Source organism: Bradyrhizobium sp. STM 3562 (genome assembly GCF_045571435.1).
Taxonomy (GTDB): Bacteria; Pseudomonadota; Alphaproteobacteria; order Rhizobiales; family Xanthobacteraceae; genus Bradyrhizobium.
Genome location: NZ_CP120694.1, coordinates 3,542,688 through 3,567,380, shown reverse-complemented (window position 1 = coordinate 3,567,380; position 24,693 = coordinate 3,542,688). Strand labels below are relative to the sequence as shown.

The following is a 24,693-nucleotide window of genomic DNA, read 5'->3' as shown; positions in this document are numbered from 1 at the left end:
GTCCTTCGGCCTTTCGCTATTTTTCGCGCATGATAGCGCTCAGGCGCCGCGCGAACTCCTGGAGCAGTGCATCCAGCTCGGCGTTCCGCCTGGCGTTGCCGAGATCCGGCAGATGCAACGTGAGGGTCCGCTCATGCGCCCCCTCGGTCAGCCGGCCGATCCGGCGCGGATGCGCGCGCGCATAGGCGCGCAAGAAGGCGGCCTTTGCCTGCGGAGGAAAGTGGCAGACATCGAAGATCGTATTGAGATGCTGCACGGGTATCGGCACCGGATAGGCCGGATTACTGATCTGGCTGACGAAGCTGCGATTCTTGCCCATGGCATGCGCAAGGCGAAGTCGCATGCCCGAGGGGCGGCTCTCCAGCACCTCCTTGAAGATGCGCTTGTAAACCGCAACAGCGCCGGTCTCGGCCGGTTCTTCGATCGCCGTGTCAGCCAAGGCCGGCTCCGCTGCTCAGCCGGTCGATCGTCTGCTTGATCTGCGCGAGCGCCGATGCATTCACGGACAGCTCGCGCAAGCCACAGTTCAATAGCGCAGACAGGCAGCGCGGGTCGCTCGCCATGTCGCCGCACAGGCTGACGCTTATGCCGGAGCGCCGCCCATGCTCCGCGGTCCGCGCGATCAGTTCGAGCACTGCCGGATGCAAAGGATTCACCAAAGAGGCCAGAGCTCCGTTGGAACGATCGCACGCAAAAATATACTGCGCGAGGTCGTTCGAGCCGATTGAGAAGAAGGCGGCCTTGAAGCTCGCAATTGCCAGGGCCGCCGCCGGGACTTCAACCATGATTCCCAGCTCGGGCAGCATTGCGGCAATGCCTTCCGCCTGCAAGCGCTGCACAACCTCGGCGAACAGCTTCCGCCCCGCCTCGAGCTCGTCCGGCGCCGTGACCATCGGGAACATGACCTTGAGGTTTCCACGCACGGCGGCGCGCGCCAGCGCGCGGAGCTGAATAATAAAGATCTCGGGCCGGGCCAGGCAGAGCCGCAGGCCGCGCACGCCCAGGAAGGGATTGGCTTCACCGTCGATGGTGAACCCGGGCACCGGCTTGTCGCCGCCCGCATCAAAGGTGCGAATAGTGACCGGACGCCGCTCGGCCCAACGCAGGACCGCATCATAGGCCCGAAACTGCGTCTCCTCGTCGGGAAGGCCGCCCCGGTCGGTGAGCAGAAACTCGGTGCGCATCAAGCCAATGCCATCGGCATATTGCGCGTCCGCATGATCAAGCTCCTCGACGCGCTGGATATTGATGAGCAGCTTGATCCGCTCCCCGCGCCAGGACGCGGTCGGCCGTCGCAGAATTGCCCGGGCAGACGCCCTGCTCTTGCGGTGGATTTCGCGCCGCTTCTCGAACAGGCGAAGCTGCTCGGCATTTGGATCGAGCTCGAGCGTGGCCCCTTCGCCATCGAGCAGCGCCGTGACTCCGACCTCCGGAATAGCGCCGAGTTGCACGACCATGGGAATGCCCCGGGCGCGCGCCAGCATCGCGACGTGGCTCGTGGGGCTTCCGCGCAACAACGCCAGGCCGCCGCCGGCGGACCAATCGATCTCCAGAAATCGCGAGGGCGGCAGATCGTCGGCGCAGACCACGGAACCACCCGGAATCTTCGGGGCCTGCCCCTCGCCGCCCCGCAAGATATTGATCACGCGGTCGCGGAGGTCGGCGAGATCGGAGGAGCGCGCCTTCAGATATTCGTCCTCCGCCGACTCGTAATCCGCGATCTGCTCGTCGAGCGCCGAACGCCATGCGACATCCGCAGCAGCCCCCTGGCCGATCGATGCGAAGATCGCTTGGAGGAAATCCTCATCCTCCAAGAGCGCAACCTGGAATTCGAGAATCTGCGCGGCTTCACCGCCCGCGACCGCGGCAAGCTCCGCGATCTGACCGCTTGCCGCGTCGATCGCCTTGCGCAGCGCAAGCGCCTCCTCGGCCAACGCGCCTGCAACCCGCTCGCCATGAGTGCCGGCATCGACACGGACAAACGGGCCGTGAGCAAAGCCGATCGAGGCGGTTCTGCCGCGATACGCCAGTCCTGCAGCGCTCCCCTGCATCTAGGACGCCTCGTCCGGAAAATCGGTTGCAATCAGCTTGACCAGCGCCGCGACAGCAGCCTCTGCGTCACTGCCCGATGCCTGGATCTCAATCGTGCTGCCGTGCGCCGCACGCATGGCCATGATTTTGGCCACGCTCTTGGCATTGATCCATTCGGCCGCGCCGGCGACCCGAACGGAAATCTGTGCCTGGAACCTCTTGGCGAGTTTGGTCAGCTTGACCGCCGGGCGCGCATGCATGCCCACTGCGTGCACCAGCCGCACATGATCAGTGAAAGTCTGTCCATCCGCTTTGTCCAGCATGCTCATATTCCGTCATCATATCGCCGACATGTCAGCCGGCAGAGAGTTCCTCGGCCACGGCCTTCACCTGGGCCAGCGAGCTGCCGCCCGCCGCCTCGGTTGCCGCCATCACGGCGCCCTCGACGATCGGCGCGTTGCATACGACAACGAGATCGCGCCGTGCCGGCTCCAGCATTTCGACCGCCATCTCGCTGTTTGTTTCGGCACCGCCAAGATCGACGAGGATCGCGACGCCCTTCGCCGACCAGGCATCGTTGATGGCGTCGATGATCAGGGAGACGCTGGTGCCGAGCCCGCCGTCGGGATTGCCGCCGCAGAAGGCAACCTTGACCTCGCTGCCGACCATCTGCCGTACCATGTCGGCGGTGCCTTTGGCGATATCCCTCGAATGCGAGACGATCACGATCCCTACGGTTTCGCTCATTGCTCTCCCTCCAGGCTCGCGCATACCGCCTGCACGAGAACGCAGCTCGAACGCGCGCCGGGATCGACATGTCCGACGCTGCGGGCTCCGAGGAATGACGCCCGCCCCTTGGTGGCCTGCATCGGCGCGGTCCGCTCAACCGCTTCGGCGGCGGCGGTTCGGACCCGCGAGATCAGGTCAGGCTGCCCGGCGGCCGTCTTCAGCGTCTCCAGGACAGGAACCAGCACGTCGAGCATGGTCTTCTCACCTGCCTGCGAGCGACCGCGTGCGCTCACCGCATTCACGCCGCTGCCGAAGACATCCGCGAGATCCTCGGGCAGATGCTTGTCATGCGAAAGCGCTTCGCCCGCGGCGAGAAAGAAACTGCCGTAGAGCGGCCCGGAGGCGCCGCCGACCGTCATCACGAGGGTCTTGCCGATCATCTTCAGCGCCTCATCCAGCGGCTGTGCCGAGATCGCATCGAGCTTGCCGAGCACGGCTTCAAAGCCGCGCTTCATGTTCGTTCCGTGGTCGCCATCACCGATCGCCTGATCCAGACTCGTGAGCTCCGGCGCACTGGCAATGACCTGCTCTGCGGCCACCTTGACCAGCGACTTGAACGTCTCGGGTTGCAGCGACATCGCGATTGATCCTCTCAGTGAACCATCGAAGAGAGCCGTTGTCCCGCGCGATCGAAACACAGCGGTTGGACCAGATGCAATTCAACCTCCTGGCCAGCATGCAGCGGCTGATGCGGATCAGCCAGCGTTACCAGCCTCTCCCCTTTATAGTCCAGGTGAACGTGATTTTGCTCGCCGAGATGCTCGACGCGGTGCACGCGTCCGACCATCCGTCCGCCGCTGCGCGCAGCCAGGCGGAGATGCTCGGTGCGGATCCCAACCATCTCCGTTCCGGGTGGCATCGGCACGTCCGATAACAGGCGAGCCGGAAGGAAATTGATCTGGGGCGTACCGAGACGCGAAGCGACATAGCTCGAGGCCGGGCTCTCGTAGATCTCTCGCGGCGTGCCGAGCTGAAGAAGCTGGCCGTTCCTGATCACACCGATCCGAGACGCCATGGTCATGGCCTCGACCTGATCGTGAGTGACATAGAGAATGGTCGCGCCAAGCTCGAGCTGGATCCGCTTGAGTTCGAGACGAAGCTCGGCACGCAACTTGGCATCCAGCGACGACAGCGGCTCGTCCATCAAATAGATCGAGGGATCGCGGACCAGCGCGCGGCCGATGGCCACCCGCTGCATCTCGCCGCCGGAGAGGCGCGTTGCACCATTATTCAGCTTGCTTGCAATATGCAGCAGTTCCGCCGTCTGCTCGACGCGCTTGCGGATGATCGGCTCCGGCACGCGCCGCGCCGGCGAGCGCAGCGGGAACGCCAAATTGTCGTAGACGGTGAGGTGCGGATAAAGCGAGTATTGCTGGAAGACGAAGGCGATGTCGCGCGATCCCGGCGGATCGTGCGTCACATCCCGCCCATCGATCATGACCGAGCCGGCATCGGGGCTCTCGAGCCCCGTGATCAGCCGCAGCGTCGTGGTCTTGCCGGCGCCGCTCGGGCCGAGGAGGACCAGGAACTCGCCGTCGTTCACGGTCAGCGAGAGCTCGCGCAGCGCCTCGACCGCGCCGAAGCGCTTGCTGATGTTGCGTAAGGCCACGTCAGCCATTGCGAGCACTCCCGTCATTGGCGGTCCGAATCGCAAGGCCGCTACCGACATCGAACAGCGCCAGGCGTTCGGACCGGAATTCGAGACCCACCGTCTCGCCGATCCGCACCGATGAGCTGGAGGGTAGCCGCGCCGCGATGCGTCCATGGGCGGTATCGATGGTGACGATTTGGGTGGTACCAAGATATTCTGCGCCGAAGACCTCCCCGCGAATGGCGGCAGCGTCGGCAAAGCGGATGTGCTCCGGACGGATCCCGAGCGCCAGCGGAGCGCTCGCGCGGTCCTCGCGGATCTCAGGCACCGCGATCTTGGCCTCATGGAAGCTGATGGCCCGATCCCCCGATCGCAGGCCGCCTTCGAAGCGCAGGAAGTTCATGGGCGGCGAGCCAATGAAGTCGGCCACGAACATGCTCGCCGGCCGATCATAGATCTCCTGCGGCGAGCCGATCTGCTCGACGCGCCCCTTGTTCATGACGGCGATCTTATCAGCCATGGACATCGCCTCGAGCTGGTCGTGCGTCACGTAGATCGTGGTTGCGCCGATGCGATCGTGCAGGTCGCGAAGCTCACCGCACATCAGATGGCGGAACTCGGCATCGAGCGCACCCAGCGGCTCATCCATCAGAAAGGCCTTGGGACGCCGCACCATGGCGCGCCCAAGGGCGACACGCTGCCGGTCGCCGCCGGACAGTTTGGAGGTCTTGCTCGGCAAGAGGTGCTCGATCCGCAACAGCCGCGCCGTCTCCTGAACGCGCTCGCGAACCTCGCGCCGCGCCATGCCCTGGCACTTCAAGGGAAAGCCGATATTCCCGGCGACGTTCATGTGCGGATAGAGTGCGAAAAGCTGGAACACGAAGGCGATATCGCGCGCGGCAGCGCGGCGGAACGTCACGTCCTCGCTGTCGAGCAAGATCTTTCCTTCCGTCGGCAGCTCGAGCCCCGCAATCATGCGCAGCGTGGTCGTCTTGCCGCAGCCGGAGGGGCCGAGCATCGCAAAGAAGGTGCCATCGTCGATCGTGAAGTTCGAGCCGTGCACGGCGGTGAACTGATCGAACGACTTGCGCAGGTTTTCGACGCGGATCTGTGCCATTGTTGACCGCCTTATTCCGGAAAATGGCTCACGATGACGTAGCCAACTGTGCCGGCGAGGATCGTCACGAAGGAATAGCTGTAGAGGTCGATCGACCAGGGCTGCACCAGCATGATGATGCCGCCCCCGATCAGGGTCGTCGCGCCCGCCTCCCAAGGCCCGCGACGGAACCAGCGAGACATTCCACTCTTGGCAACCGCAGCAGAACCACTCATTTGCGTACAGCTCCGAAGGTGATGCCGCGGAGCAGATGCTTGCGCAACAACACGGTGAACAGGACGATCGGAACGACGAACAGTGTGGACGCGGCGGCAACGGCCGGCCAGTCCTGCCCGCCTTCGCCGATGATGAATGGGATGAAAGGCGGCATGGTCTGCGCCTCGCCGCTCGTCAGGAGAACCGCGAAGGCATATTCGTTCCAGGAGAAGATCAGGCAGAAGATCGCGGTCGCTGCGATACCCGTGACGGCCTGCGGCAGCACCACTTTGCGCAGAGCCTGAAGTCGCGTGTAGCCATCGACCAGAGCGGCCTCCTCGTATTCGCGCGGAATCTCGTCGATGAATCCCTTGAGCAACCAGACCGCGAGCGAGACGTTCACGGCGGTGTAGAGCAGGATCATTCCGAGCCTGGTATCGGTCAGATTGAGCTGCCGGTACATCAGATAGATCGGGATCGCGACCGCGACCGGCGGCATCATGCGCGTTGAGAGGATGAAAAACAGGAGATCGTCGGCGAGCGGAATACGGAACCGCGAGAACGCGTAGGCCGCAAGCGTGCCGAGAAAGACGGCGAGAAACGTCGACCCGAATCCGATGATCAGCGAGTTGACGAAGCGCGGCACGACCTTCGACGGTCCGGCAATCACCATGTCGTGCTGGCGCACGAGCTTGTCGTACCACGTCTGCGGCGGCGGCAGCTTGGCAATGAAATCGGGCGTCTGGCGGGTGCGCACGGTGAACAGGTTGACGTAGCCTTCGAGCGTCGGCTCGAAGATCACTTTGGGCGGATAGGCGATGGCGTCGCTCTGCGACTTGAAAGCGGTGGCGGCGATCCAGAGCAGCGGCAGGATCGTGATCACGGCGTAGAGGATGACGAGACCGCCCGCCACGGCCTTCGCGCGCGGCGAGGCCTCGACGATGGAATGAGCGGTGGATCCGGCCACAGCGGCGGTCATCGTTGCTTCACCTTGTTGAGCGCTTTGACGTAAATGTTGGCGGCACCGAACACTGTTACGAACAGGATGATGGCGAGCGCGGAGGAATAGCCGGTGCGCCATTTCTCAAATGCCGCGCGCTTGAGCGTGATCGACACCAGCTCGGTAGTCGACCCCGGCCCTCCCGACGTCAGGAGGTTGACCATGTCGAACATTTTGAAGTTCTCGATCGCGCGGAACAGCACCGCGAGCATCAGGAACGGCACCGTCATCGGCAGCGTGATCGACCAGAATTGCCGCCAGGCCGAGGCGCGATCGACTTCGGCGGCCTCGTAGATGTAGTCGGGAATGGAGCGAAGCCCGGCGAGGCAAATCAGCATGACATACGGCGCCCACATCCAGGTGTCGACGAGCACTATGGTCCAGGGCGCGAGCGAGACCTGCCCGGTCATGCTGAACGAGCTCGGCGGCACGCCGGTGAACAGGCTGATCACATAATTGAAGGGGCCGATCTGCGGCTGCAGCAGCAGCGTCCAGAAATTGCCGACCACCGCAGGTGACAGCATCATCGGCAGCAGGATGATCGTGGTCCAGAAGCTGTGACCGCGGAACTGACGGTTGATCAGGAGCGCCAGGCCGAACCCGATGATCACCTGGAGCGTCACCGAGCAGATCACGAACTGCGCCGTGGTCTGGAGCCGGAGCCAGACGTCCTCGTCGGTGAGTATGTCGCTAAAATTGTCGAACCCAACGAACCGCAACGGCAGATAGGACATGCTGAGGTTGAGACTCGTGAAGGACAGCCGGATCATCCACACCAGCGGGAAGATGTTGATCGCGAGCAGAAGCGCGATCGTGGGCGCGACGAACAGCCAGGCGATGGTGCGGTCCGACAGGCCGCGCACGCGACGCGTGGTGCGGGACCTCGCGGGCTCGCCCATGCCGGCGATCGTGGCATGATCAGGTTGAGAGATCGTGGTCATCTTGTCCATCGGCTGGCTGGTGCGGTTTCCCCGAGACACGTCCCGGGGAAACCAGTCCGGTTGATCCGGGTCGCGTCTATTGCGAGGCGACCTGCTTGCCCTGCTCCTTGAAGACCTTGGTCCAGTCCTTGACCAGGAGATCGAGCGCCTGCTGCGCCGTGCCCTTGTCCGCAACGACGTAGTCATGCACCCGCTTCTGCATGTCGAGCAGCAGTTGCGCGTACGATGGCTCGGCCCAGAAGTCCTTGACGATGCCCATCGACTCCAGGAATTGCGGCGCGAACGCCGCGCTCTTCGGGAAGTCGGGGGCATCGACCACCGCCTTCAGGGCCGAGTAGCCGCCGAGCTGCCACCATTTCTGCTGCACGGCGGGCTGCGCAAACCATTTGATGTAGGCGAGCGCGTCGTCCTTGTGGTCCGAGGTCGCCACGACCGAGATGCCCTGTCCGCCGAGCTGGGTGAAGTGTCCGTTCGGACCAGCCGGGTTGACGAAGAAACCGATCTTGTCGCCACCGACATTCGGATCCTTGTAGAGGCCGGGGAAGAAGGCGAACCAGTTCATCTGCATCGCCACCTGGCCGGACTTGAAGGCATCCAGCCCTTCCTGCATGTAGGCGTTGGTCATGCCAGGGGCCGTGCAGCACTTATAGAGCTCCTTGTAGAACTCGAGCCCCTTGGCCGCGTCGGCCGAATTGACCACGCCCTGCATCTGATACGGCTTCTTCGGATTGTCGTAGTTGAAGCCGTAATTGTAGAGCACGTTGGTCACGCCCATCGTGATGCCTTCGGACCCACGCTCGGTGAAGATGTAGGCACCGTAGACCTTCTTGCCGTCGATCTCGCGCCCCTGGAAGAACTCCGCGATCTGCTTCAGCTCGTCGTAGGTCTTCGGCGGTGCCAGGTCGCGGCCGTACTTGGCCTTGAAAGCCGACTGGATGTCGGGCCGCGAGAACCAGTCCTTGCGATAGGTCCAGCCCACCGCGTCCGCCATGGCCGGCAACGCCCAATAGTTCGGCGAGTTCTTGGGCCACTGCGAATAGCCCACGACCGTCGCCGGGACGAAGTCATCCATCGATATCTTCTCGCTGTCGAAGAAATCGTTGAGCTTGACGTACCACTTGTTCTCGGCGGCCCCGCCGATCCACTGGCTGTCGCCGATGATGAGGTCGCAGAGCTTGCCGTGGGAGTTGAGTTCGTTGAGGAAGCGATCGGCATAGCTCGTCCAGGGGACGAACTCGTATTTCATCTCGATGCCGGATTGTTTGGTGAAGTCCTTGCCCAGTTCGACCAGGGCATTGGCCGGGTCCCATGCCGCCCAGCAAAGCGTGAGTTGCTTGTTCTGGGCTGCGGCTTCGCTGCCACCGAGGCCCCCAAGCGCGGCGGCCGCAAGGAACGCAGACGTCGCCGCGCTGCGTAGCCATTTCAATCTTCGCATGTCCGTTTCCTCTCTATCGTTGGAGCACATAACCCGCTCGGCGCGCGCCTTGCCGGAACGACGTCGAGACCTGAAACCGAGTTGATGAGCGATGATGGAGAGCGAGACGGGGCGTTTCCGGAAAAGGGGTCCGGATGGCTGGGCTCCTCCCACACATCGGCTCGATGTGCGATGTTTATTATTTTTCGTGATACTAAACGTATTACTAAATTCGAGGGACCGTCAAGCGGGTTTCTTTGGCTGCGAACGAAAAACCTTCACCGGTGCTCGGACCCGCGATGTGCATGCGATGGCTCGTCAGAAACAGGGGAGCGCGGGAGTTACGGATTTGAGGGCCTGGACCCCACCCGCAACCGAGATCGTCACGCTGCGACCTAGTCCCGACTGCGGCCTTGTTTAGCAAAAAACTTTACTGAACGTTCAATGCGAGCCCGTGAAAGCGCGTTTGGCTCTTGCCGGACGGCCTGCTGAACGTCCGCTCTGCGCGCCAAGAGCTGTCCAGAGCGCGCCATTGGCACGGGAGTCAGCTCCCGCAAGGCAAAGAAGAGCTTTCGTTCCAGCATCTCGCATAGAACATTCCGACCACTGCCACATCAGATCACCCGCCACTGCAGCAGGGAGTACGGCGGATCCGAATCGAGATGATGCTCGAACACACCTGCCACGGCCGCTCCGATGACGACGGTCTGCATCGGATCGCCTAGCAGGTTGCCCACCAGCCGCACGCCGCCGGCGTGCGGGAGCTCCACGAGCACCGCGAGGTAGGGACCGTGTTGCCTGAGCACCGCATGCGAGGGGTGCCAGACGCGCTCCCAGCTAAAGATCCGGCCAATGGGCTCGACCTCGGTCCACTCTGGGTCAAAGGCGTGGCACTGATGGCATATCCACTCAGGCCCAAACCGCCAAGTGTGACAATGAGTGCAGCGCTGCACCAGAAGCCGCGCCTGACGCAGTCCCTCCCAGTAAGGCGCAGACAAGCCGTCGGGCTCGGCCACTGGAATGGGAAGGCCCGCGGGAAGATAGGGCGAGTTTGCGCTACCGCTCATTGTGTCGCTTCCGAGCCAAGGAGAAGGTTGCTGACGGGCGTGACCATCGGGCCGCCGATCACCATTGCGACGTCATTCCGTTGCACCTGGTTCACCGACGTGCCGCGCACCTGGCGCACGGCTTCCAGCACAAGCTCGAAACCATGCATGTAGCATTCGGCGAGGTTGCCGCCGCTGGTGTTGAGTGGGAGCCGCCCGGAGGGGGCAGTGAGGTTCTCGAGCGTGAGAAACTCATTGGCTTCCTCCGGCTTGAAGAAACCATGCTCCGCCAGCGCCATGACCACACCGCCGGTGAAGTTCTCATAGCTTTGCACCACGCCGACATCGGATGGACCAAGACCTGCCATGCGGTAAAGATCAGGCGCCACGGTGCCGAAATTCGCGCTGGCGTAGAAGGGTGAATTGTGGGGCACCGCTCCCGCGCGATATCCAGAACCGACGGCCGCACCGAGCACGTAGACCGGCCTGTTCCGGAATTCGCTGGCGCGGTCCGCAGGCACAAGTATCAGCGCAGCGGCGCCGTCGTTTTCCATGCAGCAATCGTACAGATGAAACGGTTCGGCGATCCAGCGCGACGTATCGTATTTCGCCTCGTCCAGCGGCTTGCCGTACATGACCGCACGCGGATTCGCCTGTGCGTGGTGGTAGGACGCCAGTGCGATCGCGCGCAGAGCCTGCTGCCGTAGGCCATGCTCGTGCATATAGCGGCGCACCTGCATGGCGAAGCGCTGCGGAGGCGCCAGCACGCCATAAGCCATCAGGTAGGCCTTCTCGCCGGAAATCGTGTTGATGCCGGTCGTCTGCCCGAAGCGGCCGTATTGCCCCTGGGCCAATGACCGAAACACGACGACGCAATCCGCAAGACCCGCGACGATCGACGCGGCGGCATTGGCAACCGCCGCGCAGCAGCCGCCACCGCCTCCGCCCCATTGCATGCTGGCTGCACGAAGCTGTCGCGTGCCCAGGGCGGCGGCCAGCCGAGACGCGTCGCTGCGATCGTCGCTATAGGAAGCAAACCCGTCGATATCACGCGGGTCCAGGCCTGCGTCCGCGCAGGCGGCCAAAATTGCCCTGAGGGCAAGCTTGAACTCCGGGTCCGGCGAGCCGCCATGGCGGTAGTATTCGGTTTCGCCAATCCCGACGACGGCGACGCGGCCGCGGAGCGTTCGCTCTGCCATCGTCCGGGCCATCATGGTTGTCCTTGGGCGTGTTCGGTCCGCCCGTCAGACCTGCCGAGAACGCCGGACTCGACGAGCCGCGCCAAGCGCTCTCGGTCGTAACCCAGCAACTCGCTCAACACCTGTTCTGTATGTTGGCCGACCGCCGGCGCGGCCACGGGATCCGCCACCGGAGTGTGGGAGTATCGGATCGGCGATCTGACATTGGGCACCCATCCAGCCGTCGGATGCGGGATCCGGGTCACGATCGCACGCTCTTTCGCTTCCGGCGAACGGATCGCCTCTCCGACCGTACGCACCCGTCCGCACGGCACGCCGGCCACCCGCATCCGCGCTTGCCAATGCGACCATGGCTCCCGCGCGAAGGCCTCGCCGAGGATCGCGAACAATTCGTCTCGCCGCCGAATCCGGTCGGGCCCGGTCGCGTAGGCTGGCGCCGACGCCAGGTCGGCGCGATCAAGGACCTGCGACATCAGGCGTTGAAAGATCTTGTCGTTGCCGCAGTTGATGTAGAAGGCGCCATCTTTCGCCTTGAACACCCCCGATGGGCATGTGTCCGGGCTGGTGTTGCCATGCCGTTCCGGTCCCGTCCCGCTAAAGAGATGCTGCAGCGGCGCATAGCCGGTCATCAACACGGCGGTATCGAACAGAGAGACCTCGATGCCCTGCCCCTGCCCGGTTCGTTCGCGGGCCATCAGCGCACCGAGTATCGCGTTCGAGGCCATCATCGCGGTACTTATGTCCATGACCGGCGACAGCGCTCGCACACCCTCCCGGTCGGAGTAGCCATTCATGGAAACGAACCCGCTCTCGACCTGCGCGATCGGATCGAAGCCGAGCCGATCTGCAAATGCGCCGTCGCGCCCATAGGCGGACACCGAGCAGTAGACGATCTCCGGCGCGATCTTGCGGCAGCGTTCGTAGTCGAGCCCCAGTCTTTCCATGACGCCGGTCGAGAAATTCTCGATGACCACGTCGGCCTTGGCGATCAATTCGCGCACGATCTCAAGTCCCTCCGGTGACTTCAGGTTGATCGCCACGCTGCGCTTGTTGCGGTTGGTCCAGAGAAACGGCGCGCCATGCTTCAGATCCGGATGCATCGGCGGATAACGCCGAAGATCATCCCCGCGGCCGGGTGCCTCGATCTTGATAATTTCGGCGCCCATATCGGCCAATATCATGGTGGCCAACGGCCCGGCGATGAAATGAGAGAAATCGACGACCCGTATTCCCTCCAACGCCTTTGGCGCATTGGACGGACGCGGCAAATGTTCGGGAAATTCCGCTTCGAGCTGATCCAACATTCTTCTCACCCCGCCTCCTTCCACGATCAATCGCTCTTCGATTGTTGAACCAGCGCGCATCCGCCCTCCTCAAGAGGTCGGAATGCCTCCGGGCCCGTGAGCACACCGACCTGCTCCAGCAGATCCCATTTGGTCTTGGATGCCGCCGGAGCCTTCACCTTCAGGATGTACATGTCATGAATGGCGCGCCCGTCGGCGCGAACAACAACCCGTCCAAACAGGTCGTCGTCGATCGGGTTCTCCTTGATCTTGCGGATGACTGCCTGCGCATCGTTCGTCCCGGCGGCTAGCGCTGCGTTCAAATAGGCCCGAATGGAGGAATAGACGCCGGCGTGAAACGCGGTCGGCGAGTGCCCATGCTGCCGCTCACTGAATCTTGCCGACCAGGCCCGGCTGGTATCATTCAGGTCCCAATAGAAAGGCTGGGTGATAATGAGACCCTGCGCGACCGCGAGACCACTCGACTCCACGTCATTGGTGGTGGTGAGCAATGCTGCAAAGGTGCGGCCGTTCTGCTTCAGGCCGAATTCCGCCGATTGCTTGATGAGATTGACGGTATCGCCGCCGGCGGTTGCAAATGCGATGACGTCGGCGCCGGCACTATCTGCCTGCAATATGAAGGATGCGTAGTCCGCGGTGTTGATGGGAACGTTGACCGATCCCAGCACACTGCCTCCGCCAGATTTGATGACCGACGTTCCGTCCACGACCATCGATTTGCCAAGCGCATTGTCGGTCGCGATGAAGTACCACTTCTTGGCACCGTGGCGCACAAGGTAGGAGGCTATGGTGTGAGAGGCCGCCCAGGTATCGAAGGTCCACTGGATGGTGTTGGGCGAGCAGTATTTTCCCGTCAGATCGGACGATGCCGCACTCGAAGCGATCAGCGCTGCCTTGGTCCCTCGAACGACCTCGTTCACGGCAAGGCCGACCGCCGAGTTGGGCACGTCCGCAATTGCATCGACCCTGTCCTGATCGATCCACCTGCGGGCGATGCCCGCTCCGACGTCGGCCTTGTTCTGGTGGTCCGCCGAAATGATCTCGACCCGGAAATCGGGATGTTGATGCATAAAATCTTCGGCAGCCATTTTCGCGGCCGTAACCGAACCTTCGCCGGCATTGTCAGAGTAAGGACCGGAGGCATCGTTGAGCACGCCAATTTTGATGGCGCGCGAGCCCTCTGCGAGGACAGGCCACCATGCGCAGATGGCCAGAAGAGATGCTCCAAGCAGCAGCCGTAACAGGATTCCCATATTTTTCACCAGATGGTTGATCAGCATGACTTCAGAGATCCAGAACGAGCGTCGGTGACTTCGAGCCCGAGCAGCAGATCATGATTGTCCTGTTCGCCGCCTGCTCTTCCTTGCTGAGAAACAGGTCACGATGGTCCGGTATGCCTTCAATGACCCTGGTTTCGCAGGTGCCGCAGACGCCTTCGGTGCAGGCGTAGCTCGCGGCTATTCCGGCATCCAGGAGCGCGTCGAGAATTGTCTTCCCCGCCTCGACCTTTATGGTTCGCTTGCTCCGCGCGAGCTGCACTTCGAAGCCGCCCGCGAGCGCCGGCTTCTCTCGGGCCTTGAAGTATTCGACATGCACATGGTCGGCGGGACGGCTGGCGGCGGCCGCTTCGAACGCCTCGAGCATGGGAACGGGACCGCAACAATAAAGATGCGCATCCCAAGGCGCGGCTTTGACGATGGCCGACAGGTCGAACATCCGACCCGACGGCTCCCGGTCAAAATTCACGTGCAGGAAGCGGCCGGCGTCCGGGCGAATGGCGCTCAGCTCGTCGACAAACGCGGCGGAGACCCGCGTCCGGGCGGCGTAGAACAGCTCCCAGGAGCGGCCGAGCGACTGGAGCCGACGGATCATCGACAAGAGAGGCGTAATTCCGATTCCGCCGGCGATCAGGACCGAATGAGTTGCGTTCTCGTGAAGGGCAAAGTTGTTCCTGGGCTGCGAGACCGTGATGATGTCTCCCACCCGAACCGTCTCGTGGATAAACTTCGAGCCGCCTCGACCTGCTGTTTCCCTGTTGACCGCAATCACATAGCGCTTGGTCTCGCTCTGCTCGTTCAGAAGCGAATAGCTGCGAATCATTCCGTTCGACAAATGAAGGTCGATATGACAGCCGGCCGTGAAAGGCGCGAGATCCTCGCCTGCCGGAGAGACCAATTCGTAGGAATTGATGGTCTCCGCCTCAAGGCTGATGCGCTTGACCCGGAGCTGCATGCTGCGCTCAGCCATGAAGGAAGAGTTCACAGCTCATACCCGAAATCGACACCGAGCTGTGCCCGCATGAATGGTGCGCCGACATCGACCCAGGAATCCTCAGGCGGCAATCGCAGGGATACCGCTCGCACCATGAAGACATCGGGGTCGGTCACCCCCTTCGGCTTGGTACCGTGATCGCGATAGGCGCCGAGCGTCTCAAGCAGCAGGCGCCGCGTCATCGCAATGCCCGTGTCGCTGGAGCAGAGGTTCTCCTTGGTGCGGTCGAAGATCGGCGAGACACCGCTCTGGCAGGCGCCGTCCTGCACCCACAGTCCAGGCAGGCCTGAGAACCAGGTTGTCTGCTGTGCGCCATAGTCAAACCGAAATCCGTTCTGCGGATTGTATTTGGTCCAATAGCCTGCGTACGGCACAGTTACCGGATGCTGGACGAGCGAATGGCGGCTGGCATGCCCGCTCTCCCGGCCATTGTGGCCTTCCTCGAAGATCTGACGCGTCTTTGGCGATAGCGGCGCGGCGGGATGATACGAGAACATGATACAGAGCGTGTTCTCATCATCGATCGGCACCCAGGCGTGACCACTGAGATCCGGAAACGGCGACAGGGGCGGCACGAGCGTATAGAATGGCAGCAGGAACTGATTGACGCGCCAGTACAGGGTATTTGCGTCGTAGTTTCGCCGTGCGGCGATGCTCATTCCAAAGTCCTGCCTAATGCATTCGAACGTCGGACGAAGATCGCGCTTCTGGATCCACGCGCTCGTCGTACCCTGTGAATCGAGACGGCCGTGGAGCAACGGCGCATGCGCGGAATCGATCTCGCCCTCGACGGCCTGCAGCCAATTGCACTCCTGGACTCGAACCGAGATATGCACCTGCTCTGGCGGGACCAGATTCCATTCCAAATTCGGGAGAGGCGGAGGATTGGCGGCGTCAGGCCCCATATAGGTCCACAACATACCGTTCCGTTCGCGACAGGGATAGGCTTTGATCCGAACGTGCTCTTTAAGGCGGCTGCGGACCGGCTCGGCCGGCATGTCGGTAACCGAGCCCGACACATCGAACTTCCAGCCGTGATAGACGCATCGCAAGCCGCAATCCTCGTTCCGCGCGAAGATCATTGGCGCGCCACGATGCGGACACGCGTGGTCTACCAGACCGACGCGGCCCTCGGAGTCCCTGAACGCAACAAGGTCTTCCCCGAGCAGTCGGATTCGCTTCGGCTGCCCATCGTTGACGAGGTCCGCCGAGGGCAGGAAGGGAATCCAGTAAAGACGGAAGAGGTCTCCAAGTGGCGTGCCCTTGCCGACCCTCACCAGTCTTTCGTTGTCTTCACGCGAGAGCATGAGCTTCCTCCATTGAACGAGCGGCGCATTCCAAGCTAGCTATTTGGTGGAACGTCCCAGAAGCGCGGCGACGCGGCTGGACAGCCCGAGATCCTGGGCGGTCCAAAGCGGATCGCTTGCGGCAAGCGGCTTTCGCGGGACGGGAGGCGCCCTGCCTGCCTCCACCAGATTGACGATGATTTCGATCCGGCGCCGCTCCAATTCCTTCAGCGTGTCTTCGACAACGAGGCCTTCGGCCGTGCAGCCCGGCAGTTCCGGATAGGCGAGCCGCACCAGCCACTTGCCCGGCTCGGTTTCGACCGCCTCGGCCTCGAGGAGATAAGGAATGGACAGGAGTTCGCGCAGATCCAAAGGATCCTCCCCGGACGTCGTTCTTCTATTTTGTTACGTATACGTACTACCTTCGCGAATGACACGCAAGAGCCAATGAGAGCACGATCGGCGGTTTTGTACGGACGGCTTCCTACCGCCTCTGGCGGAGGGTTGAGGGCGGATGGCCAAGCTGCTAACGGCTAGCGGTTCTCATCAAGAGGATAACTCGGATCAACAACGGATGTCGGCGGACAAGGAAACGAAAGCGCCCGCAGATCTCGCCCGCAACTGGAGGCTGGAGGGCGGCATCGGATTTCTCCTCCGCTTGCTCGAAGCGCGCTATGACCTGCTCTATCAAAAGCTGACCGGTCAGAGCGATGTCACGCCGCGGCAGTTTGGCGTGCTGCTCGCCCTCTATCAAAATGGCCCCATGATCCCTTCCGCGCTGGCGGAACGCATTAGCTGCGATCGGAATACGCTGAGCGAGATGCTCAAGAGGATGACGGCACGCAAGCTGATCTCCAAGAGAAGCAATTCGGAAGACCGCCGCTCGATTCAGGTTCAGATCACCGCCAAGGGAGAGGAAGCGCTCCTGGGCGTCATTCCCGCTGCAGCCGAGTTGCAAGACACCATGCTGGCGCCTTTGCGTAAGGAGGATCGCGCGCATTTCCTCAGGTGCATGCTGGCCATCGCGAAGGCCACACCGACGGAGCCTTCCTCTCCTTCAAAAGATTGACTTTCCTTGGATGCAAACGGCGCGCAGCCAAAGCACTCTCAGACTCCTCTATCGCGCCCGATACCGCACCGGCAGCCGCTTTACGCCGCCGAGGAAGGAAGTCTCCGTCCAGGCCGGCTCGCCCGCAAGTTCGAACCGGCGTCGGGCACAAGGCCCGGGTCGCGCTGCAGGCGGTCCATGCAATCCGGATTCTCGATCAGTGCGAGCAGGCCGCCGGCAATCGTGGCGCTCGTGGTGTCGTGGCCGGCGCTCGCAAGAGCGATGTAGTACGAATAGGCTTCGAAATCCTCAATGGGCCTTCCATCGATTTCGGAAGTTGCGATGACCGTTGCCACATCGTCCTTAGGGCTTTGCCGTCGCTCCTTCGCGACATCCTTGAAATAATCGACATAGGCAAGCGTCGCATCGATCAGGTCCGTCCCCTTCTGCATGTCGGGATCGCCACCGCCGAAATAGGCCTGGGTGATCTTCAACAGCCGCTCCTCATCGTCCCGCGGCACTCCCAGGATCGTCATCAGGACGCGCAGCGGATAGTAGATCGCAATCTCGTTGTAAAAGTCGCATTCGCCGCCGATCACAAGAAGTCGGTCAACGCTCTCTCTTGCCAGTGCCTCCATCCGCTCCGCCAGAGTTCGGATGTGGCGCGGCTGAAACCAAGCGTGCGTCAGCTTCTGATACTTCGCATGATCAGGATTATCCATTTGCGGCAGGGCACGGACCAGCATGGGCCTGCCATTCATGGCTTCCCTCACCTTGCTCTCGAACTCGACACTGAGGAGCTTTGTCCGGGGCGCGTTGATGAAGCGGTCGGCCTGACGCTCGATCTCGATGATGTCCGCATACCTCGTGATCGTCCAGAATGGACGGTAGCCATCCGGCTCAGTCCAATGGACCGGATCGTTGCGACGCAAGCCGGCAAAGAGACGGTGCTGAAGGTCGACATTGCCGTAGGTCTTGTGATCGGCAATGGCATTGTCGAGTGCAAGATCGAGCATCTTTATTCCTCCCCGCGTGTCTATGTCCTATACAACGCTCCCAATTTCCCGCATGGTCAGGACCGGCTTGACCACACGGCCGTGCTCGAGATCGTCAACGGCTTCGTTGATCTTCTCGAGCGGATAGGTCTTGACGAATTTGTCGAGCGGCAATCGGCCATCACGGAACAAGCCAATCATCCGCGGAATGAACAGCTTGGGGTTGGCATCTCCCTCGACGACGCCGCGAACCGTGAGTCCCCGGCCAACCAGAACGCTGGCTTCGGCCGCATAGAGCGTGCCGCGAGGCGGCGCCGCGACCTGCGCGCAGATACCTCTCGCGCGCAGGCAATTGATCGAGTTTGTCGCGGCTGCCGGCACGCCCGTCGTATCCAGCGAGAAATTTGCACCGCCTTGCGTGACCTCGACAATCTCCGCGGCGGGATCGTCGGCGCGGCCGGACACCGCGTGGGTCGCGCCCAATTCTTGGGCGACGCGCAGCCGCTCTGGGACGACATCCACCGCGATGATTGTCGAGCATCCGACGATCCCCGCTGCGATGATGGCGGAGAGGCCGACCGCGCCGACGCCGAAGACCGCGATCGACGTGCCGGGCCGCGGCCGGAGGACATTTATGACAGTACCCATTCCGGTCTGGACCCCGCATCCCAGCGGGGCGACGAGTTCAAGCGGCAGATCGTCCCCGATCTTGATGACATTCCTCGTCGTCGCAATGGCATGGGTTGCGAATGCGGACTGGGCGAAGAAATGCCCGCCCAGTTCGCTCCCGTTGCGCATCAGCACTGATCCTCCGGTCCTGGTTCCGAATAGGTTGACGGCACGAAAGTGGTCGCAATATCCGAGGGCGCCATCGCGGCAGTTCGGGCATTCGCCGCAAGAACCGAAGCTCATCAGCACGTGATCGCCAGGCCGGACCTGCGTTACCCCAGGGCCGACCTCCTCGACCACGCCGGCGCCCTCGTGGCCCAGAACCTTCGGCATCGGAATTGGAATATGTTGAAGCTTCACCGCCAGATCGGTGTGACAGATCCCGCAGGCGTGCACGCGGACCAGAACCTCGCCGGCCTGCGGAGGCGCGATCTGGCAGGTCGCGATTTCAAACGGATCCCGCGGACCATTGGCGATTGCGGCCAAGACATTCGTTGCGCGATTCGATTCTGGCGCCGGCATCTGGCTAACCCTTCGTCTGATCCGTGCTGCTCCCGAACGCGCCCGCTTCGACAAGGCTCGCAATCGCGTCACCGGACAGCCCGAGGACTCGCGCCAACACCTCATCGCGGTGCGCGCCAATGGCGGGGATTTCCCGCTGCATGGATGTGTCGGCAGCCGACATTTTCCAGGGCGCATTGACCCCCATGAACTCGCCCGCCCCGTCTGCTATCGTAGCGAACGCACCCCGCTGCAGCAGATGCGGGTCGGTCAGCGCGGCGCCTGGATCGCGATATTCGGCGCACGGCACTCCAGCGCGGTCGAGAGCGGTGATACATTCGCGCGCGGTGTGCCGCTCGGTCCACTTCTCGATGATCTGCATCATCGGGGTCCAGTTCGCGGCCCGACCCGGTACAGTCTTGAACCGTGGGTCATCGGCGAGCTCGCGCTGCCCCGTCACATCGCAGAGCGCCGCAAAGTTTCGCGGCGTGATCGGCGCGATCAGGATGTCGCCATCCAGGGCGCGTACCGGACCGTAGGCTGCACGCGGCGTGCGGATCGGGAACTGCGCCTCCTGCAGTTCATAAACGAGCAGGTTCAGCATGCAGTCCATCAATGCGACGTCAATCCGCTGGCCCACCCCCGTCCGCGTGCGTTGGACCAGTGCTGTCTGGATCGCCGAGTAACCGAAGATCCCGCCAAGCACGTCGGCGACGAAGACGGCGCCGGCTGCCGGCCGATCTCGATCACCGGCATAGCGCATCAAAGAGCGATCGAAGCCGCTCTCGGCGTGAACGATCATGGCATAGGCTGCACGCTCCGCGGCGGCGCCGGATTGGCCGTAGCCAGAGATCGAGCAATAGATCAGGCGCGGATTGATCGCGCGCAGCGCCTCGTAGCCGAGACCAAAACGGTCCATCACTCCAGGCCGGAAATTCTCGACCAGAATGTCCGTCTCGGCCACCAATTGATGCACCAGCTTGATCGCATCGGGGTTCTTGAGATCGAGCGCAAGGCTCTGCTTTCCGGCATTGAGCTGACCGAAATAGGCGCTATGGCCGTCGCGCAGCGGTGTTCGCAGCCGCATGTCATCGCCCTCGGGCGGCTCGATCTTGATCACCTCCGCGCCGACGTCGGCGAGCAGCCGCGCGCAATAGGGGCCGGCCAGCATGATCGAAAAGTCAAGCACGCGTATGCCCTCAAGAGGCGGAGCGCTTGTTGGCTGCTCCTGCATGTGCTCCCTCCTATCTCGGCAGCCCGAGCGCCCGTTGCGCAATCAGGCTGCGCTGTATCTCGTTGGTGCCGATGCTGATGACCCACATCAGCGAATGGCGCAGGTTTTGCTCGAACCTGCCGTTGTCGATTGCACCCGGCATTTGTTCAGAGAGCGCCGCGCGCATGCCGAGGATCTCAAGCGCCGCCTCGCCGAAGCGCTCCATCAATTCGCCGGAAAAGACCTTGCTGATCGCGCCATATTCCGGCGGCGTCACGCCATTGGCGGCGAGCTCCGCGCAATGCATCATCAATTGGCGCCCGACCTCGATGTCGGCCGCAAGCGTCGCCATCCTGTCGCGGACAACAGGATCATCGCTCAGCGCCCAGCCGGTATCGTCCTTCGCGATCACATAGCGGCGCAATTGCTCAAAGGCGTGCACGACTTTCAGGACGATGCCACCGCCGACCAGACCGCGCTCAAACGCGAGCGCACCGGTCAACACCCTCCATCCGCCATTGACCTCGCCGACGATGTTCTCCAGGGGAATGCGAACGTTGTCGTAGAAGATGTTGGCGAAGGAGCCGTCGTACATGGTGCTCGCCGGCCGGATCGTGATGCCTGGGGCATCCATCGGCACGATGAACATGCTGATGCCGGCATGCGGCGGCTTTGCATCCCTGTCCGTCCGCGCGGCAAGAAACATGTATTTGCCCCACCAGGTGGTGGTCCAGATCTTCTGGCCGTTGATCACCCAGTGATCGCCCTCGCGCGCGGCCGTGGTGCGTAGCGCCGCCAGGTCGGAACCGGCCTGCGGCTCGCTGTACCCCATGCCATGCATGGCCTCGCCGCGAAGGATTTCAGGCAGATATCTTCGCTGCTGCTCAGGCGTGCCGAACATCATCAGGGCATTCGCCTGGATCGCCGCGCCAATTCGCGGCGCCTCGCCCCGCTCCATGGTCTCCATGAAGGCGATCTGTTCAAGCGGTGAGCGGGCCTGGCCGCCGAACTCTTTAGGCCAGCCGAGGCCGATCCAACCTGTGCTGCCGATATCGCGGGCGAAGTCGGCGTCGAACTCCCGCTTGGCAAATGGCCTGCTGTCGAATTCCGTCTTTCTGTCTCCCGACCAGTTCTGCTCAAGCCAGATGCGAACCTGCTCGCGCAGCGCGTTGCCGGCGGGACCGAGGTCATATTCGGGCAGGCCTTGGCTTTCGCCAGCCAGCAGGGACGAAGCCAGAAACCGCTTCGCGTGCGCCGATCCGCCCAGGGCGATCGTATCAAGGTGCACACGTTTGAAATGCAGTGGCGCCTCATGTTCGTCGGCGTAGCCGATCGCCCCGAACGTATGCTGGGTTTCGAGCGAAACTCGCCGCAAGGCGTCGCTTGCAAATACGACGCTGCAATTGGCAAAGTAGCGCCAGTTCCGATCCTCATGATCGTGCAGCTTGGCCGCATGCTCGATGATCAGGCGCACGCCTTCGAGGGCGATGAGGCAATTGGCGAGCTTATGCTGGACGGCTTGGAACTTTCCAATTGGCTGGCCGAATTGGTAACGCTCTCTCGCGTAGTCGGTCGCCAGCTCGAAGGCGCGGCGAGCCGCACCGTGGGCCCTTGCCGCCAGTGCCAGCTTGGCCTTGAGCAGGAGATCGTCGAGGACGTCTTCCGCAAGCGCAATGAGGGTGACTGGCGCTGAATTCAACCGGATTTCATAGAGCCCCCAGGCGCCCATGGCGCGGGTCGGCACAACCTCCGTCCCAGCGCCATCCAACGGGACAAGAGCAAGCGTTGATCGATCGACCGCGACGAGCATGTGGGCGCCGCCCCCCGCGGCCTCGACAAAGCGAAGCAGTCCAGTCGCGCGGTGATCCACGACCCGAACCCAGCCGGCACCGCGATCGGGATCGAGCGCACCAAACGATAGCGCAACCCTGGCCGAACCGCCGTGCAGCCCTCTCAGAAGCTCGACCGCCGTCGGCACCTGCGAAGTCGAGAGCGCGAAATTGGCGAGAGCTGCGGACCACATCGGCGCCGGGCACGCTGCACGGCCCAACTCCGCAAGCACAACCAAGACCTCGCGAAGCCCTCCTTCGGCGGGAACAGAGCCGAGCGAGGCGATCCCCTGCCCAACGAGCCTGGTCCATATCGCAGAGACGTCTTGCGGAGATGGTCCTTGCCTCACGCAATCCGCATTCCAATGCTCACCGAGAAAGCCGCGCAGGCACTCCCGCAGCATTTCGCGGACGTCATCGGTCGGGAGCTGCGCCACGTCCATGGCCGCACCTAGCCTTGGCCGAACCGGGGCTTGCGCTTCTCCTTGAATGATAGGGTCGCTTCCTTGTGATCGGCGGTGTCGAACGTGACCTGTTCGAGCGCCATGGACGCCTCGAGCAGCATGTTCACGCGATCCTTGACAATCTGGTTGATCGACAGCTTGGTCCAGCGAATGGCCCAGGTCGGACCGTTGGCGAGTTCGAGTGCGATCTCACGGGCCTTCACCAGCACCTCGGCACGCCGAGTGACGTGATTGACCAGGCCGATCCGCTCAGCTTCGATCCCCTTTAGGAGAGTCCCGCGAATGAGGAACTCCTTGGCCTTGTTGATGCCAACGAGCAGAGGCCAGATGACCGTCCCACCATCGCCGGCCACCAGGCCTACGCGCGACACATGGGTGTCGCCGATACGTGCATCATCGGCCATCACGGTGATATCGCAAAGCAGCGCGTGGGTCGCCGCAAGCCCGATGGCATCGCCATTGATGGCGGCGATGATCGGTTTGTCGAGCTCGAGCTGACGGGTGACTCCGCGGCGGCTGATCATGGGGTCGTGGACCTCACCCTCCTCCAGCACATCGCCGCCGGACCGCTCGGACATCGCCTTGACGTCGCCGCCGACACTGAAAAATTCGCCGGCGCCGGTCAGCACGACGACATTGACGGCCTGATCATCGGCCAGATCATCCCAAATCGTTCGAAGCTCACGAATCAGCTTCTGGTTGATCGCGTTGCGCGCCTCCGGCCGATTCAGCGTGACGGTTGCGATCTTGTCTGCCACGTCGATCTTCAAGCATTCATATTTGGCGTATCGGGACACGTTTTCCTCCAATCTATTATTCTCTCCGGCATCTCGTTTGCCTGGATGTCCTGCCGGTCATCGGCGTATGCCGGGTTGTATTTCGGCCAACGCGACCTGAAGTGACATCGCGCCGGGATCCTGCTCCAGCATCCGCTGCACGGCCTCCAGGTGCGCCCGCATGAGCCGGCTTGCTGATGTGACGTTCCGCTCGCGAAGCGCCGACAGGAACTGCCGTCGCCGTTCGGCAAGGCGTGGCATGGCAACCCCGCTGGACGCGACCTTCGCGTAGACAAAGCGCATGTGGATCTCCGTCACGGAGTCCAGAATCATGGCGATGACCTTGTTGCCCGTCGCTGCAGCGAGGACCTTGTAAAACTCCCGGGAGCATTCGACGCGATCGAGCAATCGGCCTTCGCGGGTCGCGAGATCGGTGCGCTCGATATTCGCCTCCAGCGCCGCGAAATCGGCCTCGCGGGCATTGGCGCAAGCCAGCCGGACCACCAGTTCGAGGACGTGGATTCGCGCCTCCGACAATTCACGAACGGAGATGGTGCCAAGGCTCAACATGTCTCGCATGACATCTTTCATACGCCCGGTGTCGCCCCTCTGGACGAACGCCCCACCCTTGACGCCCTTCCGTAGCCGAAGCACGCCGGCCATCTCGAGGCTGCGCAGCGCCTCTCGCAGAACGTTGCGGCTCACCCCAAGCTGCTGCGCGAGATCCCGCTCGGGAGGCAATTTGTCGCCCGGCTTGAGAACGCCGAGCGCGAGCTGCTCGCGAATTCGCTCGCAGATTTCCTCAAAGGCGCGGCGGGTGTGAATGGGCCGAAATGTCAGCGGAGCTGGCGAGCCCGCGGTACGATTATCAGATGCCCGCTCCCGGCGCTTGAGCGACGGCAGTCGAGGGCTGGCGGGCGTACGAGGGCTTGACTTGGGCGACATGCGATGAATTATTAAATGGATCACCCATTCAATGGAAGTCTTTTTTGGCTTCCAACAACAAAGAACAAC

General features: G+C 62.6%; 25 protein-coding genes. 1 reads left to right on the top strand and 24 read right to left on the bottom strand.

The window, feature by feature from the left end:
- Positions 1–16 precede the first annotated feature (16 nt).
- The 18 genes from P6U23_RS16415 to P6U23_RS16330 form a co-directional block, all read right to left on the bottom strand.
- The gene (locus tag P6U23_RS16415) at positions 17–439 is read right to left on the bottom strand and encodes a hypothetical protein (RefSeq protein ID WP_407180748.1); all 423 of its coding nucleotides are present in this window, start codon (positions 437–439) and stop codon (positions 17–19) included.
- Positions 432–2,051: a phosphoenolpyruvate--protein phosphotransferase gene (ptsP, locus tag P6U23_RS16410; protein WP_407180747.1), complete on the bottom strand. Its 1,620-nt coding sequence runs from the start codon at positions 2,049–2,051 to the stop codon at positions 432–434. Before ptsP ends, P6U23_RS16415 begins: the two co-directional genes overlap by 8 nt.
- Positions 2,052–2,354, bottom strand: coding sequence for an HPr family phosphocarrier protein (locus P6U23_RS16405; protein ID WP_407180746.1), 303 nt, complete (start codon positions 2,352–2,354; stop codon positions 2,052–2,054).
- A 31-nt stretch (positions 2,355–2,385) separates the two neighbouring features.
- Positions 2,386–2,778, bottom strand: coding sequence for a dihydroxyacetone kinase phosphoryl donor subunit DhaM (gene dhaM, locus P6U23_RS16400; protein ID WP_407180745.1), 393 nt, complete (start codon positions 2,776–2,778; stop codon positions 2,386–2,388).
- Positions 2,775–3,398 (bottom strand): dihydroxyacetone kinase subunit DhaL, encoded by a 624-nt coding sequence (gene dhaL, locus P6U23_RS16395; protein WP_407180744.1) that lies wholly within the window; start codon positions 3,396–3,398, stop codon positions 2,775–2,777. The genes dhaM and dhaL overlap by 4 nt, the downstream gene beginning before the upstream one ends.
- 14 nt (positions 3,399–3,412) lie before the next feature.
- Complete coding sequence (locus P6U23_RS16390; protein WP_407180743.1) at positions 3,413–4,438, bottom strand: ABC transporter ATP-binding protein; 1,026 nt, start codon at positions 4,436–4,438, stop codon at positions 3,413–3,415.
- A complete protein-coding gene (locus P6U23_RS16385; protein ID WP_407180742.1) occupies positions 4,431–5,528 on the bottom strand; it encodes an ABC transporter ATP-binding protein in 1,098 nt (365 codons plus the stop codon). The genes P6U23_RS16390 and P6U23_RS16385 overlap by 8 nt, the downstream gene beginning before the upstream one ends.
- An 11-nt stretch (positions 5,529–5,539) precedes the next feature.
- The gene (locus tag P6U23_RS16380) at positions 5,540–5,743 is read right to left on the bottom strand and encodes a hypothetical protein (protein ID WP_407180741.1); all 204 of its coding nucleotides are present in this window, start codon (positions 5,741–5,743) and stop codon (positions 5,540–5,542) included.
- Positions 5,740–6,702, bottom strand: a complete 963-nt coding sequence (locus P6U23_RS16375; RefSeq protein ID WP_407180740.1) for a carbohydrate ABC transporter permease — start codon at positions 6,700–6,702, stop codon at positions 5,740–5,742. The genes P6U23_RS16380 and P6U23_RS16375 overlap by 4 nt, the downstream gene beginning before the upstream one ends.
- The gene (locus P6U23_RS16370) at positions 6,699–7,673 is read right to left on the bottom strand and encodes a carbohydrate ABC transporter permease (protein ID WP_407180739.1); all 975 of its coding nucleotides are present in this window, start codon (positions 7,671–7,673) and stop codon (positions 6,699–6,701) included. The genes P6U23_RS16375 and P6U23_RS16370 overlap by 4 nt, the downstream gene beginning before the upstream one ends.
- 67 nt (positions 7,674–7,740) lie before the next feature.
- The gene (locus P6U23_RS16365; RefSeq protein WP_407180738.1) at positions 7,741–9,099 is read right to left on the bottom strand and encodes an ABC transporter substrate-binding protein; all 1,359 of its coding nucleotides are present in this window, start codon (positions 9,097–9,099) and stop codon (positions 7,741–7,743) included.
- Positions 9,100–9,692: 593 nt separating this feature from the next.
- On the bottom strand, positions 9,693–10,145 hold the full coding sequence (locus P6U23_RS16360) for a Zn-ribbon domain-containing OB-fold protein (protein WP_407180737.1): 453 nt from the start codon (positions 10,143–10,145) through the stop codon (positions 9,693–9,695).
- Positions 10,142–11,323, bottom strand: a complete 1,182-nt coding sequence (locus tag P6U23_RS16355) for a thiolase C-terminal domain-containing protein (protein WP_407180736.1) — start codon at positions 11,321–11,323, stop codon at positions 10,142–10,144. The genes P6U23_RS16360 and P6U23_RS16355 overlap by 4 nt, the downstream gene beginning before the upstream one ends.
- 11 nt (positions 11,324–11,334) lie before the next feature.
- A complete protein-coding gene (locus P6U23_RS16350; protein WP_407181486.1) occupies positions 11,335–12,627 on the bottom strand; it encodes a CaiB/BaiF CoA transferase family protein in 1,293 nt (430 codons plus the stop codon).
- Between the two features lie 26 nt (positions 12,628–12,653).
- Complete coding sequence (locus P6U23_RS16345; protein WP_407180735.1) at positions 12,654–13,907, bottom strand: ABC transporter substrate-binding protein; 1,254 nt, start codon at positions 13,905–13,907, stop codon at positions 12,654–12,656.
- A gap of 4 nt (positions 13,908–13,911) precedes the next feature.
- The gene (locus P6U23_RS16340; RefSeq protein ID WP_407180734.1) at positions 13,912–14,874 is read right to left on the bottom strand and encodes a PDR/VanB family oxidoreductase; all 963 of its coding nucleotides are present in this window, start codon (positions 14,872–14,874) and stop codon (positions 13,912–13,914) included.
- Between the two features lie 11 nt (positions 14,875–14,885).
- The gene (locus P6U23_RS16335; protein ID WP_407180733.1) at positions 14,886–16,205 is read right to left on the bottom strand and encodes a Rieske 2Fe-2S domain-containing protein; all 1,320 of its coding nucleotides are present in this window, start codon (positions 16,203–16,205) and stop codon (positions 14,886–14,888) included.
- A 39-nt stretch (positions 16,206–16,244) separates the two neighbouring features.
- Positions 16,245–16,556 (bottom strand): hypothetical protein, encoded by a 312-nt coding sequence (locus P6U23_RS16330; protein ID WP_407180732.1) that lies wholly within the window; start codon positions 16,554–16,556, stop codon positions 16,245–16,247.
- Positions 16,557–16,698: 142 nt separating this feature from the next.
- Between P6U23_RS16330 and P6U23_RS16325 the strand changes: the two genes are divergently transcribed.
- Entirely contained in the window at positions 16,699–17,253 is a 555-nt protein-coding gene (locus tag P6U23_RS16325) for a MarR family winged helix-turn-helix transcriptional regulator (protein ID WP_407180731.1), read from the top strand.
- An 80-nt stretch (positions 17,254–17,333) separates the two neighbouring features.
- Here P6U23_RS16325 and P6U23_RS16320 read toward each other — a convergent pair whose 3' ends face one another.
- Genes P6U23_RS16320 through P6U23_RS16295 form a run of 6 tightly spaced genes read right to left on the bottom strand, consistent with a single transcriptional unit; the run spans position 17,334 to position 24,624 of the window.
- On the bottom strand, positions 17,334–18,248 hold the full coding sequence (locus P6U23_RS16320; RefSeq protein ID WP_407180730.1) for a cytochrome P450: 915 nt from the start codon (positions 18,246–18,248) through the stop codon (positions 17,334–17,336).
- A 27-nt stretch (positions 18,249–18,275) separates the two neighbouring features.
- Positions 18,276–19,418 carry an NAD(P)-dependent alcohol dehydrogenase gene (locus P6U23_RS16315; protein ID WP_407180729.1) on the bottom strand — a complete coding sequence of 381 codons (1,143 nt, stop codon included), beginning with the start codon at positions 19,416–19,418 and terminating at the stop codon, positions 18,276–18,278.
- 4 nt (positions 19,419–19,422) lie between these two features.
- A complete protein-coding gene (locus P6U23_RS16310) occupies positions 19,423–20,586 on the bottom strand; it encodes a CaiB/BaiF CoA transferase family protein (protein WP_407180728.1) in 1,164 nt (387 codons plus the stop codon).
- Positions 20,587–20,641: 55 nt separating this feature from the next.
- On the bottom strand, positions 20,642–22,882 hold the full coding sequence (locus tag P6U23_RS16305; protein WP_407180727.1) for an acyl-CoA dehydrogenase family protein: 2,241 nt from the start codon (positions 22,880–22,882) through the stop codon (positions 20,642–20,644).
- An 8-nt stretch (positions 22,883–22,890) separates the two neighbouring features.
- Positions 22,891–23,700 carry an enoyl-CoA hydratase/isomerase family protein gene (locus tag P6U23_RS16300; protein WP_407180726.1) on the bottom strand — a complete coding sequence of 270 codons (810 nt, stop codon included), beginning with the start codon at positions 23,698–23,700 and terminating at the stop codon, positions 22,891–22,893.
- A 57-nt stretch (positions 23,701–23,757) separates the two neighbouring features.
- On the bottom strand, positions 23,758–24,624 hold the full coding sequence (locus tag P6U23_RS16295; RefSeq protein ID WP_407180725.1) for a FadR/GntR family transcriptional regulator: 867 nt from the start codon (positions 24,622–24,624) through the stop codon (positions 23,758–23,760).
- Positions 24,625–24,693 lie beyond the last annotated feature (69 nt).